Genomic DNA, 15393 nt, shown 5'->3' with positions numbered 1-15393 from the left:
TGCGCCTCACTGCGCCCACTGGGACCAGAACAGTGCGCGGTGCTCGTCGAGCTGGTACATGGCGATCTTCTGCCGGATGTCGTCCAGCAGATCGTAGTACCCGGCCTCGTCGGCCGGTGTGGGCTCGATCAGGTCATACCAGATGCCGGCCAGGTCGCGGACGCCGAGCTTCTGCGGCGAGCTCGCGTACAGCATGCCCAGCTGTCGGGGCGTCGGCTTGAGCGTGGGGTCCTTGAGCCGGCAGCAGAACATGATGCTGCCGATGCTGTGCTGGCCCGGGAGGCCGACGTTGTTCCAGAGTTGGCCCACGGCCGAGGTGGAGGTCAGCGTGAGCAGTTCGTGCCCGGCCGGCGCCGTCCACACCTCGGTCGCGTAGTCCTTCATCTCGTAGCCGTAGGAGTCGTCCGCGCCGATCCGGTGCAAGGCTGAAGGATCGCGCTCCTGCACGAATTCCAGCGCACTGACCAAGCGGCCGCCGGTATTGAGCTGGTTGCCAAAGCCGCCGCTCGAGGTGGCGCTGTAGTAATGGCCGATATGCACCTTGATGCTGACGACGGGGCCGCCCCACTGGTCGGCCAGGCTGATGCCGAACCAGCCGCTCTGCGTGTTCGGCGCGGCGTTGTCGTAGGTGCAGGCCACGTTGGTCGGAAAGTCCCAGAGGTTGCTGTGGCCGCTTCGGTGCCATCGCATGCCGCGCCCGCTGAGGTAGGTCAGCTTTCTGACGCCCTGGGGCTGGCCCGGGCGCGGCAGCGCCGGCAGCGGATCGGGCAGCGCGTCGATGTTCCAGGTGTCGCCACTCCAGCCGATATCGAACAGGCTCGGCGCCCCGTAGGGCCCGTACCAGAGCCCACGCGTGAGCGGCGGCGCCTTGGCCGGTGGCTCGTGCAGGGTCGGATCGCCCTGGTGTTTCCACAGTTCGCGGAAATCGCGCACCAGCAGCGTGTACTCGTTGTTCTTCGCGTTGTAGTCGCGCAGCCCCCACCAGGCCCCGGTGGCGATGCCGTCGCGGTACGAATACCGGTTGGTGTTCGGCACATGCTCGAAGTTGCGCACCGACTGCAGGCGCTCGGCTTCGAGCGCATGCTCGGCCTGGGCCAGCGTCTTATCGACATATTGGGCATAGTCGCCATGCGCCTGCCGCCAGAACTCGTGGTATTGACTGACCACCGACGGCTCGTTGCCATAGTCCGGGCTGTGCCTGAGGAAATCGACCAGAAAGCCGAAGTGCAGGTTCGCCACCTGCACGTACAGCGGCAGCGCTTTCCATGCGGTGTCGGGCGCGGCCCCGGTGAACTTCGGCACCAAGGTGCTGAACTGGGTCTGCAGCGCGTCGGCAAAGCTGCGGATCTGGTCCTGTGCCTGCTGCCGGTCGGCGGGCGTCTTCGCGTCGGCCAGTTGCTTGACCGCGAGCAGGTAGTTGCCGACCGCGCCGTGCAGGCCGTCGAGCAGTTGCTCCAGCTCGTTGCGGTAGAAGTCCTGGATCTTGCCGTCGATCATCCCGGCGATCCGGTCCTTGATCTGCGACCACAGATCGGCGGCCCCGACCGGCCACAGCAGCCCCAGCAGCGCAGACAGCGCGCCCCCCACGTAGGGAATGGCGTCCAGGCCCACGCTGAACAGGGTCTTGAGGTCCGTCAGCGGGTCGAGCAGCGGCGGGTTGTAGCCCTGGGCCGCCTGCGCTGGGCGTACCGGCACGATGGTGGCGGCGGCCGCCAGCGTGGGCACGCTCACCAGCGGCAGCAGGCTGGCCGACGACAAGCCGCGCAGCATGGCGCGCCGGTGCCGGCCCAGGCCGCTCAGGGCGTCTGCCGCGGCCTCGCTGGGCTCGGCGGGGCCTTCGGGTTGGTGGGTATGTGCCATGTCAGTCGTCCTCCCGTAGTTTGAGTGCCTGGAAATGGCCATGCGGACGCATTTCCCGCCGTGGGGCGGGCAGCAGCCGGCAATACATGCACCAGGCCGGCCCGCCCATCACGGTGGCCCTAGTTTTGCCGCAGCGGCGATGTCAGCGCATCGCGTAAATTAGTGATTCTTGATGCGGGGGCTGGTCAGCAGCGGTGCCATCTCTGCCAGCAGCGGGCGGATCAGGCTTTCGTGGTCCTCGTCGCGCCAGGCACCGATCAGCTCGGAGTCCACGCGGGCGCCGGCCAGCGGCCGGAACTGCAGGCCGTCGATCGCCACCCGGCTCACGGACTGCGGCACGATGGCCACGCCGAAGCCCGCCGCCACCAAGGCCGCCACCGTGGCATTGGCCCGCACCTCGTAGCGCACATGGGGCGTGAACCCGGCCGCCACGCACAGGGCGATGATGCGGTCGTGGTACTCGGGCGAAAAATGGCGCGGAAAGAGCACGAAGGATTCGTCCTTCAGCGCCTGCAGCCGGATCTCCTTGCGGCCGGCCAGCGGATGCGCGGCCGGCAGCGCGCAGACGAAGGGCTCGCGCAGCAGCACCTGGCCGCCCAGGCCCTCGGGGATGGCGCGCGGATGCAGGATGCCGAAATCGATCTGCTCGCGCTGCAGCGCATCGATCTGCTCGAAGCTGTTGAGCTCGTGCACGGTGACGAGCAGGCCCGGGCGCGCCAGCTCGAAGCGCCGCAGCACTGCGGCCAGCGGCGTGAGCAGCGCCGCCCCCACGAAGCCTATGCGCAGGCTGCCCACCTCGCCTTTCGCCGCACGGCCGCCCAGCGCCTGCGCCTGCTCGGCCAGGCTGAGGATGCGGCAGGCCTCGCGGTAGAAGACCTTGCCGGCCGCCGTCAGCTCCACCGCGCGGGTGCTGCGGCGCAGCAGCGCATAGCCCAGCGACTCCTCCAGCCGCGCGATGTTGAAGCTCAGCGGCGGCTGCGAGATCGCCAGCCGCTGCGCCGCCTTGCCGAAGTGCAGTTCCTCGGCCACCGCCACGAAGTAGCGCAGATGTCTCAGTTCCATGTTGGCTCGCCCGGGTTTTATTGATACATAGATTAGATGAATAACCCCAAAAAATGTATTGGACGGTATGGATCGCGTCAAGAAGAATCCACCTCGGACACCAGATCCACACCCCCTACGGAGACAAAGACATGAACCTCAAGCACCTGTTGCTGGGCACTGCCCTGGCCGCCTCGCTCGCCAGTGTCACCACCCCTGCCTGGGCCCAGGACTGGCCGCGCCAGCCCATACGCCTCGTGGTGCCCTACGCAGCGGGCGGCATGACCGACGTGGTGGCGCGCATCGTGGGGCAGAGGCTGGGCGATGCGCTGGGCCAGCCGGTGGTGGTCGAGAACAAGCCCGGCGCCTCCACCATCACCGGGGCGGACTACGTGGCCAGCGCTAAACCCGACGGCTACACCCTGCTCGCCGCCACCAATGCCACGCTGTCGGCCAACCCCTGGCTGTACAAGAATTTGCGCTACGACGCGGTCAAGAGCTTCAGCCCCATCGCGCTGGTGGCGGTGGCGCCCAGCGTCATCGTGCTCAACCCCAAGGTGCCCGCCGGCAGCATGGCCGAGCTGGTTCAGTTGGCCAAGAGCAAGCCCGGCAGCCTGAGCTATGCCTCGTACGGCAATGGCTCCAGCGCCCACCTGGCCGGCGAGCTGCTGCGCTCGCGCGCCGGCATCGACGTGCTGCACGTGCCCTACAAGGGCAGCGCCCCGGCCAAGACGGCCACCGTCGCGGGCGAGGTATCGATGACCTTCGAGCCCGCCTTCACCGGCGCGCCGCTGATCAAGAGCGGCCAGCTCAAGGCCATTGCCGTGATGGGCAGCAAGCGCGTGGACGCCCTGCCCGACGTGCCCACCGTGGCCGAGGTCGGCTACCCCGGCATGGAGATGCAGGCCTGGGTCGGCTTCGTGGCGCCGGCCGGCGTGCCGCAGCCCGCGCTCGCGCGGCTGGCCGACGAGATCCGCAAGATCATGGCCAACCCCGAGGTGCAGAAGCAACTGGTCGGCAGCGGGGCCGAGCCGGTGGGCTACTACCTGGGCGACTTCGCCGCCTACCTCAAGGACGAGAGCGCCCGCTACAAGGCCGTGATCGAGCAGGCCCGCATCCAGGCCGAATAACCCACCGCAAGCCATCCCATGAGCAACAAGCCTTTGCAGAAATACCGCGTGCTGGACCTGACCCGGGTGCTGGCCGGCCCCTGGTGCACGCAGAACCTGGCCGACCTGGGCGCCGAGGTCATCAAGGTGGAGCGCCCCGGCGTGGGCGACGAAACCCGCGGCTGGGGCCCTCCGTGGATGCCGGCCGCCGAAGGCAGCGAGCGCCACGACTCGGCCTATTTCGGCTCCACCAACCGCGGCAAGCAGTCGGTCACCATCGACTTCACCACGCCCCAGGGCCAGGCGCTGGTCAAGGAGCTGGTGCTGCAGTGCGACGTGCTGGTCGAGAACTACAAGGCCGGCACGCTGGCGCGCTACGGCCTCGGCTACGAGGACCTGAGGGCCATCCATCCCAGCCTGGTGTACTGCTCGGTCACCGGCTTCGGGCACACCGGGCCGTACAGCCACAAGCCGGGCTACGACTTCGTGTTCCAGGCCATGAGCGGGTTGATGAGCATCACCGGCGAGCGCGACGACCTGCCCGGTGGCGGCCCGCAGAAGGTGGGCATCGCCGTGGCCGACATCACCACCGGCATGTATGCCACCGTGGCGGTGCTGGCCGCACTGCTGTGGCGCGAGGGCAGCGGCCAGGGCCAGCACCTGGACATGGCGCTGCTCGACTGCGCCATGGCCTTCAACAGCAACCAGGCCGTCAACTACCTGGCCTCGGGCCAGCTGCCGCGCCGCTATGGCAACGCGCATTCCAATGCCGTGCCCTACCAGGTCTTCGACACGCTGGACGGCCAGGTCGTCGTGGCCGTGGGCAACGACTCGCTGTTCGCCGCCTACTGCCAGGCCATCGAGCGGCCCGAGCTGAGCACAGACGCGCGCTTCACCAAGGTTTCGGGCCGGCTGCAGAACCGCGCCGTGCTGCTGCCCGAGCTGGCCCGCACCATGGCCGCACGCACCAGCGCCGACTGGCTGGCGCGGCTGGACGCCGCCGGCGTGCCCTGCGCGCCCATCAACGACTTCGCCCAGGCGCTGGCCGACCCGCAGGTGCAGGCCCGCGGCATCGAGGCCCCGATCACGCTGCCCGACGGCGCCACCTTCCACACCATCGCCAGCCCGCTGCGCTTTTCTGAAACGCCGCTGGACTACCCCGCCGGCCCGCCCACGCTGGGCCAGCACACCAGCGCCGTGCTGCACGAGCGCCTGGGCCTCACGGCCGCGCAGCAGGCGGCGCTGCGCCAGGCCGGCGCCATCTGAACCACCGTCAACACGTTCGCCAGGAGATTCCCCCATGACCTTTCTGCCCCGCTATGGCGCCTTTGCCAAGCCGCGCCCGGCCACGTCCCGCCAAAGCTCGGACAAGCTCGCGCCCGACTGCGCCGGCCTCGATTTCTTCGCGCTCGATCCCGGCCTGCAGCAGCTGCTGCCGCTGTACGTGCCGCAGGCCGAGCTGCAGCACTTTCTGCCGCATCTGCAGCGCCTGGGCCAGCTCGCGGGCGGTCGGCTGAACGAGCTGGCCACCGTGGCCGACAAGCACGGCCCGGTGCTGCATGCGCGCTCGCGCTGGGGCGAGGATGAGGACTGGGTCGAGTACCACCCCGCCTACCAGGAGATGGAACACATCGCGTTCGAGCAGTTCCAGTTCCATGCGATGACGCACCGGCCCGGCGCCATGGGCTATGCCGGCACGCTGTCGCCCGTCACCAAGTACGCGTTCCAGTACCTGTTCGTGCAGTCCGAGTTCGGGCAGATGTGCCCCATCAGCGTGAGCGACACCTCCATCCACCTGGTGCGCAAGTTCGGCAGCGAGGCGCTGAAGGCCAAGCTGCTGCCGCGCATGCTGGCCGACAAGCTGGAGGACCTGTGGAAGGGCACCCAGTTCATGACCGAGAAGGCCGGCGGCTCGGACGTGGGCCAGGTCGAGACCACGGCCCGCCTGGAGGGCGGCGAGTGGCGCCTGTTCGGCGAGAAATGGTTCTCGTCGCACGTGGATGCCGACGTGGCGCTGATCCTGGCGCGGCCCGAGGGCGCGCCCGCCGGCACGGCCGGGCTGGCGCTGTTCGCCATGCCGCGCCACTGCGAGGACGGCAGCCGCAACAGCTATCGCATCGTGCGGCTCAAGGACAAGCTCGGCACCCGCAGCATGGCCAGCGGCGAGCTGCGCCTCGACGGCGCCTTCGCCTACCTGGTCGGCGACCCGGCCCAGGGCCTCAAGCAGATGATGGAGCAGGTCAACCTCTCGCGCCTGTCGCATGCGGTGCGCGCCGCGGCGATGATGCGCCGCTGCCTGAACGAGGCCCAGCAGGCCGCGCGCCACCGCCAGGCCTTCGGCCACCGCGTGCAGGACTACCCGCTGATGCAGCGCCAGCTGCTCAAGATCATGGTGCCCACCGAGGCCGCGCTGTCGATGACGCTGGCCACCGCCGACGTGATGGCGCAGGGCTATGCGGGCAACCAGGAGGCCCAGGCCGCGCTGCGCCTGCTGACGCCGCTGCTCAAGCTGCGCACCTGCCGCGACAACATCACCGTGGCCACCGGCGCCATGGAGGCGCGCGGCGGCAACGGCTACATCGAAGACTTCGTCAACGCCCGCCTGGTGCGCGACGCCCACATCGGCGTGCTGTGGGAAGGCACGAGCAACATCAACGCGCTGGACGCCATCAGCCGCGCCGTGCGCAAGGACAAGGCACATCGGTCGCTGCAGGCCCTGCTGCAGCGCAAGCTGGCGCCGGTGCAAACCCAGGCGCCGCACACCGCACGCCAGCTGGGCCAGGCGCTGGGCCAGGCGCTGGAGCAGGCCGTGGCGCTGGCCGAGGCCGTGGCCGCCCGCCCCGAGTTGGAGGCCGAGGTGCGCCGCGCCGCGTCGGCCCTGTACTACGCCAGCGCCGCCGTCCTGCTGGCCTGGGAGTCCACCCAGCCCGGCGTGGACGGCCGGCGCCTGCTGCTCGCCGACGCCGTGCTGCGCAGCCACCTGCTGCCCGCCGATCCGCTGGCGCCGCCCGGCACCGCGATGCAGCGGCGCGATGCCGCGCTGCTGGCCGGCGAGCCGCTCAGCCTGCAGCAGGCCAACGCGCTGCTGGCGCCGCAGGCCTGATAATTTGATAGCTGCTGGCGCTCATCCACTTTATGTTTCAAATATATTTCCATCTGAAATCCTTGGTGGATGAGCGCCAGCAGCTATGAAAACAGGAACAGGCAGCAATCACTTCGGCCGCTTGCGCAGCAGGTATTTCTGGAAGCCGTCCATCACCAGCTCGTCCTTCTGGTTGTGCACCTCGGTGCTCAGCGTGAGCACGCCGGTGGTGTTGCCGGGCTTGAGCTCGGACACCATGAGCGTGCAGTACAGCGTATCGCCCACGAACACCGGGTTCAGGAAGCGGCTGCCCTGCTCCAGAAAGCCCTTGAGCGACTCCTCCACCAGGTGCGGAAACAGCCCGGCGCCCGCCGCGGTCTGGATCACCACCTGGTAGCCGTGGGCCAGCATGTGCGGCATGCCGTGGGCGCGGCAGTACTCCACGTCGTAGTGCACCGGGTGGTTGTCGCCGCTGGCCAGCTGGAAGGCGGCGAACAGCGCATCCGTCATGGTGCGCGACGGCAGCAAAAACTTTTCGCCCAGCGCGAAATCCTCGAAATAGCGCTGGGGGCACATCTGGTGTTTCCTCATGGGTGCTTCTCCGTTCTCGGAATCAATTGACGCTCATCTTCGCCGCCTTGGCCACCTGACTCCACTTGGCCAGCTCGCCGTCGAGAAAGGCTGCCAGCGCGCGCGGCTCGGGGTCCTTCTCCAGCACCAGGCCCATGGTGTAGGCCTGGCTTTGCAGCGCCGCATCCTGCAGCGCCTGCTTCAGCGTGGCGTTGAGTTTGGCGATGACGGCCGGCGGCGTCTTGGCGGGGGTGAAGACGGCGTTCCAGGTGTAGGCCTCGTAGCCGGGCACGGCCTCGGCCACGGCCGGCGTGTCCGGCGTCTGCGGCAGGCGCTGTGCCATGGTGGTGGCGAGCAGGCGCACGCTGCCGGCCTTCACCTGCGCCAGGCCCGTCGGCGCGCTGTCCATCATGAAGCCCACGTGCCCGCCGATCACGTCCTGCATCGCCGGCGCGCTGCCGCGGTACGGCACATGCGCCGTCTGGATGCCGGTCATGTAGTTCAGCAGCTCGGTGCCCAGGTGCGGCGCACTGCCCACGCCGGCCGAGCCATAGCTCACCTGGCCCGGGTGGGCCTTGAGGTAGTCCATGAATTCCGCGAGATTGCGCGCCGGGAAATCCTGGTTGACCACGATCACCAGTGGCGCCTTCGCCGCCATGCCCACGGGCGCGAAGTCCTCCACCGTGCGGTAGGGCATCTTGCTGTGGATGCTGGGGTTGACCGCATGCGCCACCGTGGTCAGCAGGATGGTGTAGCCGTCGGGCTGGGCCTTGGCCACGGCCTCGGTGCCGACCAGGGTGCCCGCGCCGGTGCGGTTCTCTACCACCAGCGGCTGGCCCAGCTTGCGGCCCCAGGTGTCGGCCAGGGCGCGGGCAAAGGTGTCGGTGGGGCCGCCGGCCGCGTACGGCACAATCAGCCTGACCGGGCGCTGCGGATAGGCAAGCTCCTGGGCCGGCGCCACAAGCGGTACCAGCGGCACCAGGGCCCCGGCGGCCGCCGCGCAAAACCATCGACGTGTGAACATGGTGGTGTCTCCTGAACTGTTTTCGCATGCAAGGCGCATCCAAAAACTATAGGCAGCGGCCTGCGCGGCATCCAGTCGAATGTTTCTTCGGCCCCTTAGAAGCCTTCTAAACGCCAGCACCCATGCGCTACGAACTGACCGACCTCAAGGTATTCCTCGCCATCGCCAACGCCCGCAGCCTGAGCGGCGGCGCAGCCGACATGCACCTCACCGCCCCCTCCGCCAGCTACCGCCTGAAGAACCTGGAGCAGGCGCTGGGCACCGCGCTGTTCGAGCGCACGCCCAAGGGCATGCAGCTGACCCCCGCGGGCCTGACCGTACAGCGCTACGCCGAGGCCATCCTGGGCAACGTCGAGCGCCTGGGCGCCGAGATGCAGCGCCACACCGATGGCGTGGTGGGCCACATCCGCGTGTTCGCCAACAGCAGCACGCTGAACGGCCTGGCCCCGGCGCTCAGCCGCTTCCTGGCCGCCTACCCCAACGTGAACGTGGAACTGGAGGAGCACCTGAGCGCCACCGTGGTCAAGGCCGTGCAGGACGAGGCAGCCGACATCGGCCTCGCCGCCGGCGACATCGACTATGGCGGACTCGAGACCATTCCCTATGCCCGCGACGAACTCGTCTTCGTCACGCCGCCCGGCCACCCGCTGGCCGAGCACACGCTCGTGCCGCTGGACATGGCGCTGGCCCACGACCTGGTGGGCATAGGCAAGAAGTCCAGCAACTTCGTCTTCCTCGACGCCATGGCGCGCCAGCTCGGCGTCGTGCCGCGGGTGCGGGTGCATGCCCCCTCCTTTGCCGACGTGCTGGCCTGCGTGGCCGAGGGCGCGGGCATCGCGCTGGTGCCACGCTCCATCGCCGCGGCCCACATCGCCGGCGGCCAGGTGTGCCAGGTGCGGGTGGACGTGCCCTGGGCCCGGCGCGAGCAGCGCATCGTGGTCAGGTCGCTCGCCGGCCTGCTGCCGCACGAGCGGGCCTTCGTCGACCAGGTCGTCAAGAGCAATGCCCCCGCCGAGCGCGGTTAGAGAATCCTGAACCCCGCTTCGAAAATATCGACTGGCCCGGCGGCCGGCCGATTTCTATAATTTTTTCCAGGCCCTGCATGGCGTCGTGCGGGGCATTTTTTTGACTTCGAGGCCCCATGACCCATGCCCCCATCCGCCCGCTGCAAGGCATCACCGTCCTGGCGCTGGAGCACGCCGTGGCGGCCCCGTTCGCCAGCCGCCAGCTCGCCGACCTGGGTGCCCGCGTCATCAAGATCGAGCGGCCCGGCGCGGGCGACTTTGCGCGGGGCTACGACAGCACGGTGCTGGGCCAATCATCCTTCTTCGTCTGGGCCAACCGCGGCAAGGAAAGCCTGGCGCTGGACCTGAAGCAGCCCGAGAGCCTGCCGGTGCTGCACGCGCTGCTGGCACGCTGCGACGTGCTGGTCCAGAACCTCGCCCCCGGCGCCACCGCCCGCCTGGGCCTGGACTTCGACAGCCTGCACGCACAATACCCCCGGCTCATCGTCTGCGATGTCTCGGGCTACGGCGAAGGCGGGCCGCACAGCGACAAGAAGGCCTACGACCTGCTGATCCAGGCCGCGTCCGGCCTGATCTCCGTCACCGGCACGCCCGAGGCGCCGGCGCGCACCGGCATCTCGATCGCCGACATCTCGGCGGGCATGTATGCCTACTCCGGCATCCTGTCGGCGCTGCTGCAGCGCGGCCACACCGGCCAGGGCCTGCGGGTGGAGGTGACCATGCTCGAGGCCCTGACCGAGTGGATGTCGTACCCGCTGAACTTCAGCCACTACGGCGGCCAGGCGCCGGTGCGCAGCGGTCTCACCCACCCCACGATTGCGCCCTACGGCGAGTACTGCGCGGGTGACGGCAAGAGCGTCATCTTCGGCCTGCAGAACGACCGCGAATGGGCCGACTTCTGCCGCGCCGTGCTCGAGCGCCCTGACCTGATTGACGACCCGCGCTTTGCCCGCAACACGCTGCGCGTGCAGCACCGCACCGAGCTCGACGCCATCATCACCCAGTGCCTGGCTCCGCTCACCCGCGAACAGGTGCTGCAGCGCCTGGACGCCGGCGGCATTGCCAACGCCCCGCTGGCCGAGCCGCAAGACGTGTGGAACCACCCGCAATTCGAGGCGCGCCAGCGCTGGCGCGAGGTGGCGACGCCCCAGGGGCCCATCCAGGCCCTGCTGCCGCCCGCCACGCTGGGCGGCAGCGAGGCCGCCATGGGCGCCGTGCCCGCGCTGGGCGAGCACACCGGGGCCATCCTGCGCGAGCTGGGCTTCGCTGACTGAACGCTACGGCTTGGCGGCCTGCAGGCGCTGCACCGCCTGCAGCGTCAGCTCCACGTGCTTGAGCGGGTCGCTGCCCTCGTGCGCAAAAGCGACCTTGCCGTCGCGGTCGATCACATACGAGATGCGGCTCGCCGTGCCGGGGCGCGAGGCGCTGCCCGCGTCATAGGCGCGGATCGTCGCGGCGCTGGCGTCCGACGCCACCGCGAACTGGTCGCGGCAGGCCTCGGTGGAGAACTTCTTCAACGTGGCGATGTCGTCGTGCGAGATGCCGACCACAGTGGCACCCAGCTTGCCGAATTGCGGCGTGGCCTCGGCGAAGGCATGGGCCTCGATGGTGCAACCCTCGGTGAATGCCCTCGGGAAGAAGTACAGCACCACCGGCCCCTTGCGCAGCGCCTCGGCCATGTCGAACGCAAACGCCTGGCCGGCCCGCGCCGCCTCGGTCTTGAACACCGGCGCCTGCGCACCCGGCTTCAGCGCCGCGTGGCCCACCGACGCCGCTGCCACCAGCACGGCCGCGCACCAGGCGCGCTTGAAAACTGCTGTCATGCCCATCACTCCTTGCCCCGCAGCCATCTCGATGGCCGATGGGCGTGTTCGCCGAAAGAAAGAAACCGCTCCATGATATCCAGGGGCCGGCCCCATTGCCCCAGTCACTACAATGGCCGCTGTCTGAACCCGGGCAGGCGCCTTGCCTGCCCTGCCTTTTTGGAGACCTTTTCCCATGCTTCGTCGTCACTTCGTGAGCTATGGCGCCCTGGCGCTGACCGTGGCCTTCAGCGCAGGCGCGCAGGCGCAATCCGCACCCGCGGACTACCCGACCAAGCCCATCCGCCTGGTCGTGCCCTTCCCGCCGGGCGGCGGCACCGACATCCTGTCGCGCATCGTCGCCTCCAAGCTGACCGAGCAGAACCACTGGACCGTGGTGGCCGACAACCGCGCCGGCGCGGGCGGCACCATCGGCATCAGCGAGGCCGCCAAGGCCCAGCCCACCGGCTACGACATCGTGATGGGCCAGAAGGACAACGTGGTGCTGGGCTACTACCTGTACAAGAACCTGCCCTGGAACCCCGCCAAGGACCTGACGCCCATCGCCCACGTGGCGTACTCGCCGGTGATCATCGCCACGTCGGAGAATTCCAAGTACAAGACCCTGGCCGACGTGATCGCCGCCGCCAAGGCCGATCCGGGCAAGATCACCTACGGCTCGCCGGGCAACGGCACCAGCATCCACATCGCCGGCGTGCTGTTCGAGAAGGCCGCGGGCATCAAGCTGACCCACGTGCCCTACAAGGGCTCGAACCCGGCGCTGGTCGATGCGCTGTCCGGCAACGTGGACCTGCTGGTGTCGTCGGTGCCATCCGCCATCGGCCAGATCAAGGCCGGCAAGCTGCGCCCGCTGGCCGTCACGTCCGCCAAACGCAGCTCGTCGCTGCCCGAGGTGCCGACCGTGGCCGAGTCCGGCTACAAGGGCTTCGACGTGAGCACCTGGTACGGCCTGTTCGGCCCCAAGGGCACGCCTGCACCCATCGTCGCCAAGATCAACGGCGAGGTGAACAAGCTGCTGCAGATGAAGGAAGTGCAGGAGTCCATCCAGGCCCAGGGCGCCGAGCCGCAGGCCATGTCGGTGGCGGACTTCGACAAGTTCTTCCAGGCCGACTTCAAGAACTCCAAGGCCATCGTCGAGGCCTCGGGCGCGACGATCAACTGATCTGCCTGCGCATGCACAAAGGGCCGCTGATGCGGCCCTTTTCATTGACGGGAGGGTGCTTCAGCGCGGCGCCACTGCGGCGATCGGCCCCACGTCCAGCTTCACATCGGCGTTCTGCGCGCGGTGGCGCAGCGCATGGTCCATCAGCACCATGGCCAGCAGGGCCTCCGCGATGGGCGCGGCACGGATGCCTACGCAGGGGTCGTGGCGGCCCTTGGTGATGACCTCGGTGCTGTTGCCATGAACGTCGATGGACTCGCGCGGGCTGATGATGGAGCTGGTGGGCTTGATGGCGATGCGCACCTCGATGTCCTGGCCGGTGCTGATGCCGCCCAGGATGCCGCCGGCATTGTTGCTGCGGAAGCCCTGCGGGCTGAGCGAGTCGCCATGCATGGTGCCGCGGTGCGTCACCGCGTCGAAGCCGGCGCCGATCTCCACGGCCTTGACGGCGTTCAGGCCCATCATCGCGTAGGCGATGTCGGCGTCGAGCTTGTCGTACAGCGGCTCGCCCAGGCCCACGGGCACCTTGCTCGCCTGCACGCGGATCAGCGCGCCGCAGGAGTCGCCCGACTTGCGCAGCGCGTCCATGTAGTCCTCGTACTGCTGCACGTCGGCCACCGGGGCGTAGAAGGGGTTGTTGGGCACGTGCTCCCAGCTCTCGAACGGGATGGGCAGCTCGCCCAGCTGCAGCATGCAGGCGCGGAACTCGGTGCCGAACTTCTCGAACAGCCATTTGCGCGCCACGGCGCCGGCGGCCACGGTGGGCGCGGTCAGCCGTGCCGACGAGCGCCCGCCGCCGCGCGGATCGCGGATGCCGTACTTGTGCCAGTAGGCGTAGTCGGCATGGCCGGGGCGGAAGCTCTGCGAGATGTTGGAGTAGTCCTTGCTGCGCTGGTCGGTGTTGCGGATCAAGAGGCCGATCGGCGTGCCGGTGGTCTTGCCCTCGTACACGCCCGAGAGGATCTCGACCTGGTCGGCCTCGTTGCGCTGCGTCACATGCCGGCTGGTGCCGGGCCGGCGGCGGTCCAGCTCGCGCTGGATGTCCGCCTCGGCCAGGTGCATGCCGGGCGGGCAGCCGTCGATCACGCAGCCCACGGCGGGGCCATGCGATTCGCCGAAATTGGTGACAGTAAACAGGGTGCCAAAGGTGTTTCCGCTCATAGCCCGCTATTATCGTCTGGATGCATCAACCAGCGCGGCTGGTCGGTTCCTGGCGGGACAGAGGGGCGACGCAGGCGGGGCGGCGTGCGCGACAGCCGGGCGCTGGGCCGCACCGCGCACAACTGGCCAAAGCCGCTTGCGGTGGTCTCCAGATAGGGCTGCAGCCAGTCCGCGCCGGTGTCCGCGGCCGGCACCACCGGCACCCGGCCCAGATCCACCAGCCACTGCGCCACGCGCGCCAGCGACACCTCGACATGCCAGGTGCCGCCCTGCGCGGCCTGGCGCAGCAGCGCCGCCTGAATGCCGAAGGCCAGCAGAAAGCCGGCGCCGTAGTCCAGGATCTGCATGGGCAGCGCCCGGGGCGTGGGGTCGCCAAAGGCCCCGGCCTCGGCCAGGTTGATGCCGCTCACCGTCTGCACCAGCGAATCGAAGCCGCGCTGGTCGGCCCAGGGCCCGCTGCGGCCGTAGGCCGACAGGCTGGCATGGACGATGCCGGGCGCCAGCCGCGCCACGTCCTGCACGCCCAGGCCCAGCGCCTGCAGGCTGCCGGGGCGGTAGCCCTGCACGAACACGTGGGCATCGGCGAGCAGCTGCCGCATCTGCGCCAGGCCGGCGGGCGCCTTCAGGTCCAGCAGCGCCGAGCGCTTGCCACGGCTCATGTCGGCGATGGCCTCGATGTTCGGCAGCTGCGGCGCATTCACCATCAGCACCTCGGCGCCATGGGCCGCCAGCGTGCGCGCGGCCACCGGCCCGGCGAGGATGCGCGTGAGATCGAGCACGCGCAAGCCCGACAATGGCAAGGCATCCGCAGCCAGGGCTGGCCAGGCGCGCGGTGCGGCGGGGGCTTCTGCATCCAGCTGCGTGATGCGCACCAGCGGCTGCGCCCGCAGGGCGGCGCTCTGTGTGTGCGCCTCCCATTCCTGCAGGCTGCGCACAGCAGCCACCACCAGGCCAGCGGCCGTGGCCTTTGCTTCAAAATCAAGAGCATCTTGCGCCTGCAGTGCCTGGCTTACCTGCTGTTTTGACGTATTTTCTCCGGGCGGCAGGCCCAGCAGGCGCAGAACGCCGTCGCGGTGGTGGTCGAAGTTGGCGTGGATGCGCACCCAGCCCGGCCGGCCCAGGGCGGCGCCGCAGGCATACAGGCCCGACACCGGCGACCAGATCGAGGGCCGCACGCCGTCCAGCGTGAAGAAGGCCGAGGTCTCGGCCAGCGCGTGCTCCATGGCAACGGCCACGCCCTGCGCCGGCAGGTGGGGCTGGCGCAGCGCGCCGATCTCGGAGGCGGCGAGCGCCGCCGCGGCCACGCTCGCCTGCGCGGCCTGACCCACGGCAAAGCTGCTGGGCAAGCGCTGGTTGCTGCCGCTCAGCTGCGCGCGGCCCAGGGCCCGGGCATCGAGGCCGGCATCCCGCCACAGGGTTTCAAGCACGGCGGCGGGCGATGGCGGGGAGATGGGAGTGTTCATGCGGCGGTCGGGTTTCTGCTGTCGATAGCCGCATTGGAGCGATCCGGCGGTGCCGGCGTCAATCTTGATCGGG

Annotated in this window: 13 protein-coding genes; 6 read left to right on the top strand and 7 right to left on the bottom strand. The window is 69.2% G+C overall.

Going from position 1 to position 15393, the window contains the following annotated elements; translation table 11 throughout:
• Nucleotides 1-6 precede the first annotated feature (6 nt).
• Both ACYVKR_RS03450 and ACYVKR_RS03445 read right to left on the bottom strand, forming a co-directional pair.
• Nucleotides 7-1860, bottom strand: a complete 1854-nt coding sequence (locus ACYVKR_RS03450) for an insecticidal delta-endotoxin Cry8Ea1 family protein (protein WP_460479379.1) — start codon at nt 1858-1860, stop codon at nt 7-9.
• Between the two features lie 159 nt (nt 1861-2019).
• Nucleotides 2020-2922 carry a LysR family transcriptional regulator gene (locus tag ACYVKR_RS03445; protein WP_460479377.1) on the bottom strand — a complete coding sequence of 301 codons (903 nt, stop codon included), beginning with the start codon at nt 2920-2922 and terminating at the stop codon, nt 2020-2022.
• Nucleotides 2923-3053: 131 nt separating this feature from the next.
• Here ACYVKR_RS03445 and ACYVKR_RS03440 point away from each other — a divergent pair, with 131 nt between their 5' ends.
• Genes ACYVKR_RS03440 through ACYVKR_RS03430 form a run of 3 tightly spaced genes read left to right on the top strand, consistent with a single transcriptional unit; the run spans nt 3054 to nt 7113 of the window.
• Nucleotides 3054-4031: a Bug family tripartite tricarboxylate transporter substrate binding protein gene (locus ACYVKR_RS03440; RefSeq protein ID WP_460479375.1), complete on the top strand. Its 978-nt coding sequence runs from the start codon at nt 3054-3056 to the stop codon at nt 4029-4031.
• 18 nt (nt 4032-4049) lie between these two features.
• A complete protein-coding gene (locus ACYVKR_RS03435) occupies nt 4050-5276 on the top strand; it encodes a CaiB/BaiF CoA transferase family protein (RefSeq protein ID WP_460479374.1) in 1227 nt (408 codons plus the stop codon).
• Nucleotides 5277-5310: 34 nt separating this feature from the next.
• A complete protein-coding gene (locus ACYVKR_RS03430) occupies nt 5311-7113 on the top strand; it encodes an acyl-CoA dehydrogenase family protein (RefSeq protein WP_460479372.1) in 1803 nt (600 codons plus the stop codon).
• Nucleotides 7114-7221: 108 nt separating this feature from the next.
• Here the strand turns inward: ACYVKR_RS03430 and ACYVKR_RS03425 are convergent, their stop codons facing one another.
• Entirely contained in the window at nt 7222-7683 is a 462-nt protein-coding gene (locus tag ACYVKR_RS03425; protein ID WP_460479370.1) for a MaoC family dehydratase, read from the bottom strand.
• A gap of 22 nt (nt 7684-7705) precedes the next feature.
• Complete coding sequence (locus ACYVKR_RS03420; RefSeq protein WP_460479368.1) at nt 7706-8686, bottom strand: tripartite tricarboxylate transporter substrate binding protein; 981 nt, start codon at nt 8684-8686, stop codon at nt 7706-7708.
• A gap of 122 nt (nt 8687-8808) precedes the next feature.
• On the opposite strand from ACYVKR_RS03420, the gene ACYVKR_RS03415 reads away from it, so the two are divergent.
• A complete protein-coding gene (locus ACYVKR_RS03415) occupies nt 8809-9711 on the top strand; it encodes a LysR family transcriptional regulator (protein ID WP_460479367.1) in 903 nt (300 codons plus the stop codon).
• A gap of 116 nt (nt 9712-9827) precedes the next feature.
• Complete coding sequence (locus tag ACYVKR_RS03410; protein WP_460479366.1) at nt 9828-10985, top strand: CaiB/BaiF CoA transferase family protein; 1158 nt, start codon at nt 9828-9830, stop codon at nt 10983-10985.
• Between the two features lie 3 nt (nt 10986-10988).
• Here the strand turns inward: ACYVKR_RS03410 and ACYVKR_RS03405 are convergent, their stop codons facing one another.
• On the bottom strand, nt 10989-11534 hold the full coding sequence (locus ACYVKR_RS03405; RefSeq protein ID WP_460479365.1) for a peroxiredoxin: 546 nt from the start codon (nt 11532-11534) through the stop codon (nt 10989-10991).
• A gap of 175 nt (nt 11535-11709) precedes the next feature.
• On the opposite strand from ACYVKR_RS03405, the gene ACYVKR_RS03400 reads away from it, so the two are divergent.
• On the top strand, nt 11710-12696 hold the full coding sequence (locus ACYVKR_RS03400) for a Bug family tripartite tricarboxylate transporter substrate binding protein (RefSeq protein ID WP_460479363.1): 987 nt from the start codon (nt 11710-11712) through the stop codon (nt 12694-12696).
• Nucleotides 12697-12756: 60 nt separating this feature from the next.
• Here the strand turns inward: ACYVKR_RS03400 and aroC are convergent, their stop codons facing one another.
• Complete coding sequence (gene aroC, locus ACYVKR_RS03395; protein ID WP_460479362.1) at nt 12757-13857, bottom strand: chorismate synthase; 1101 nt, start codon at nt 13855-13857, stop codon at nt 12757-12759.
• Nucleotides 13854-15320, bottom strand: a complete 1467-nt coding sequence (locus ACYVKR_RS03390) for a CoA transferase (RefSeq protein ID WP_460479360.1) — start codon at nt 15318-15320, stop codon at nt 13854-13856. Before ACYVKR_RS03390 ends, aroC begins: the two co-directional genes overlap by 4 nt.
• Nucleotides 15321-15393: the final 73 nt, after the last annotated feature.

The sequence above is a fragment of the Comamonas humi genome (assembly GCF_054782535.1).
The sequence above is the reverse complement of the archived record's forward strand: the minus strand, read 5'-3'. Positions and strand labels throughout refer to the sequence as shown.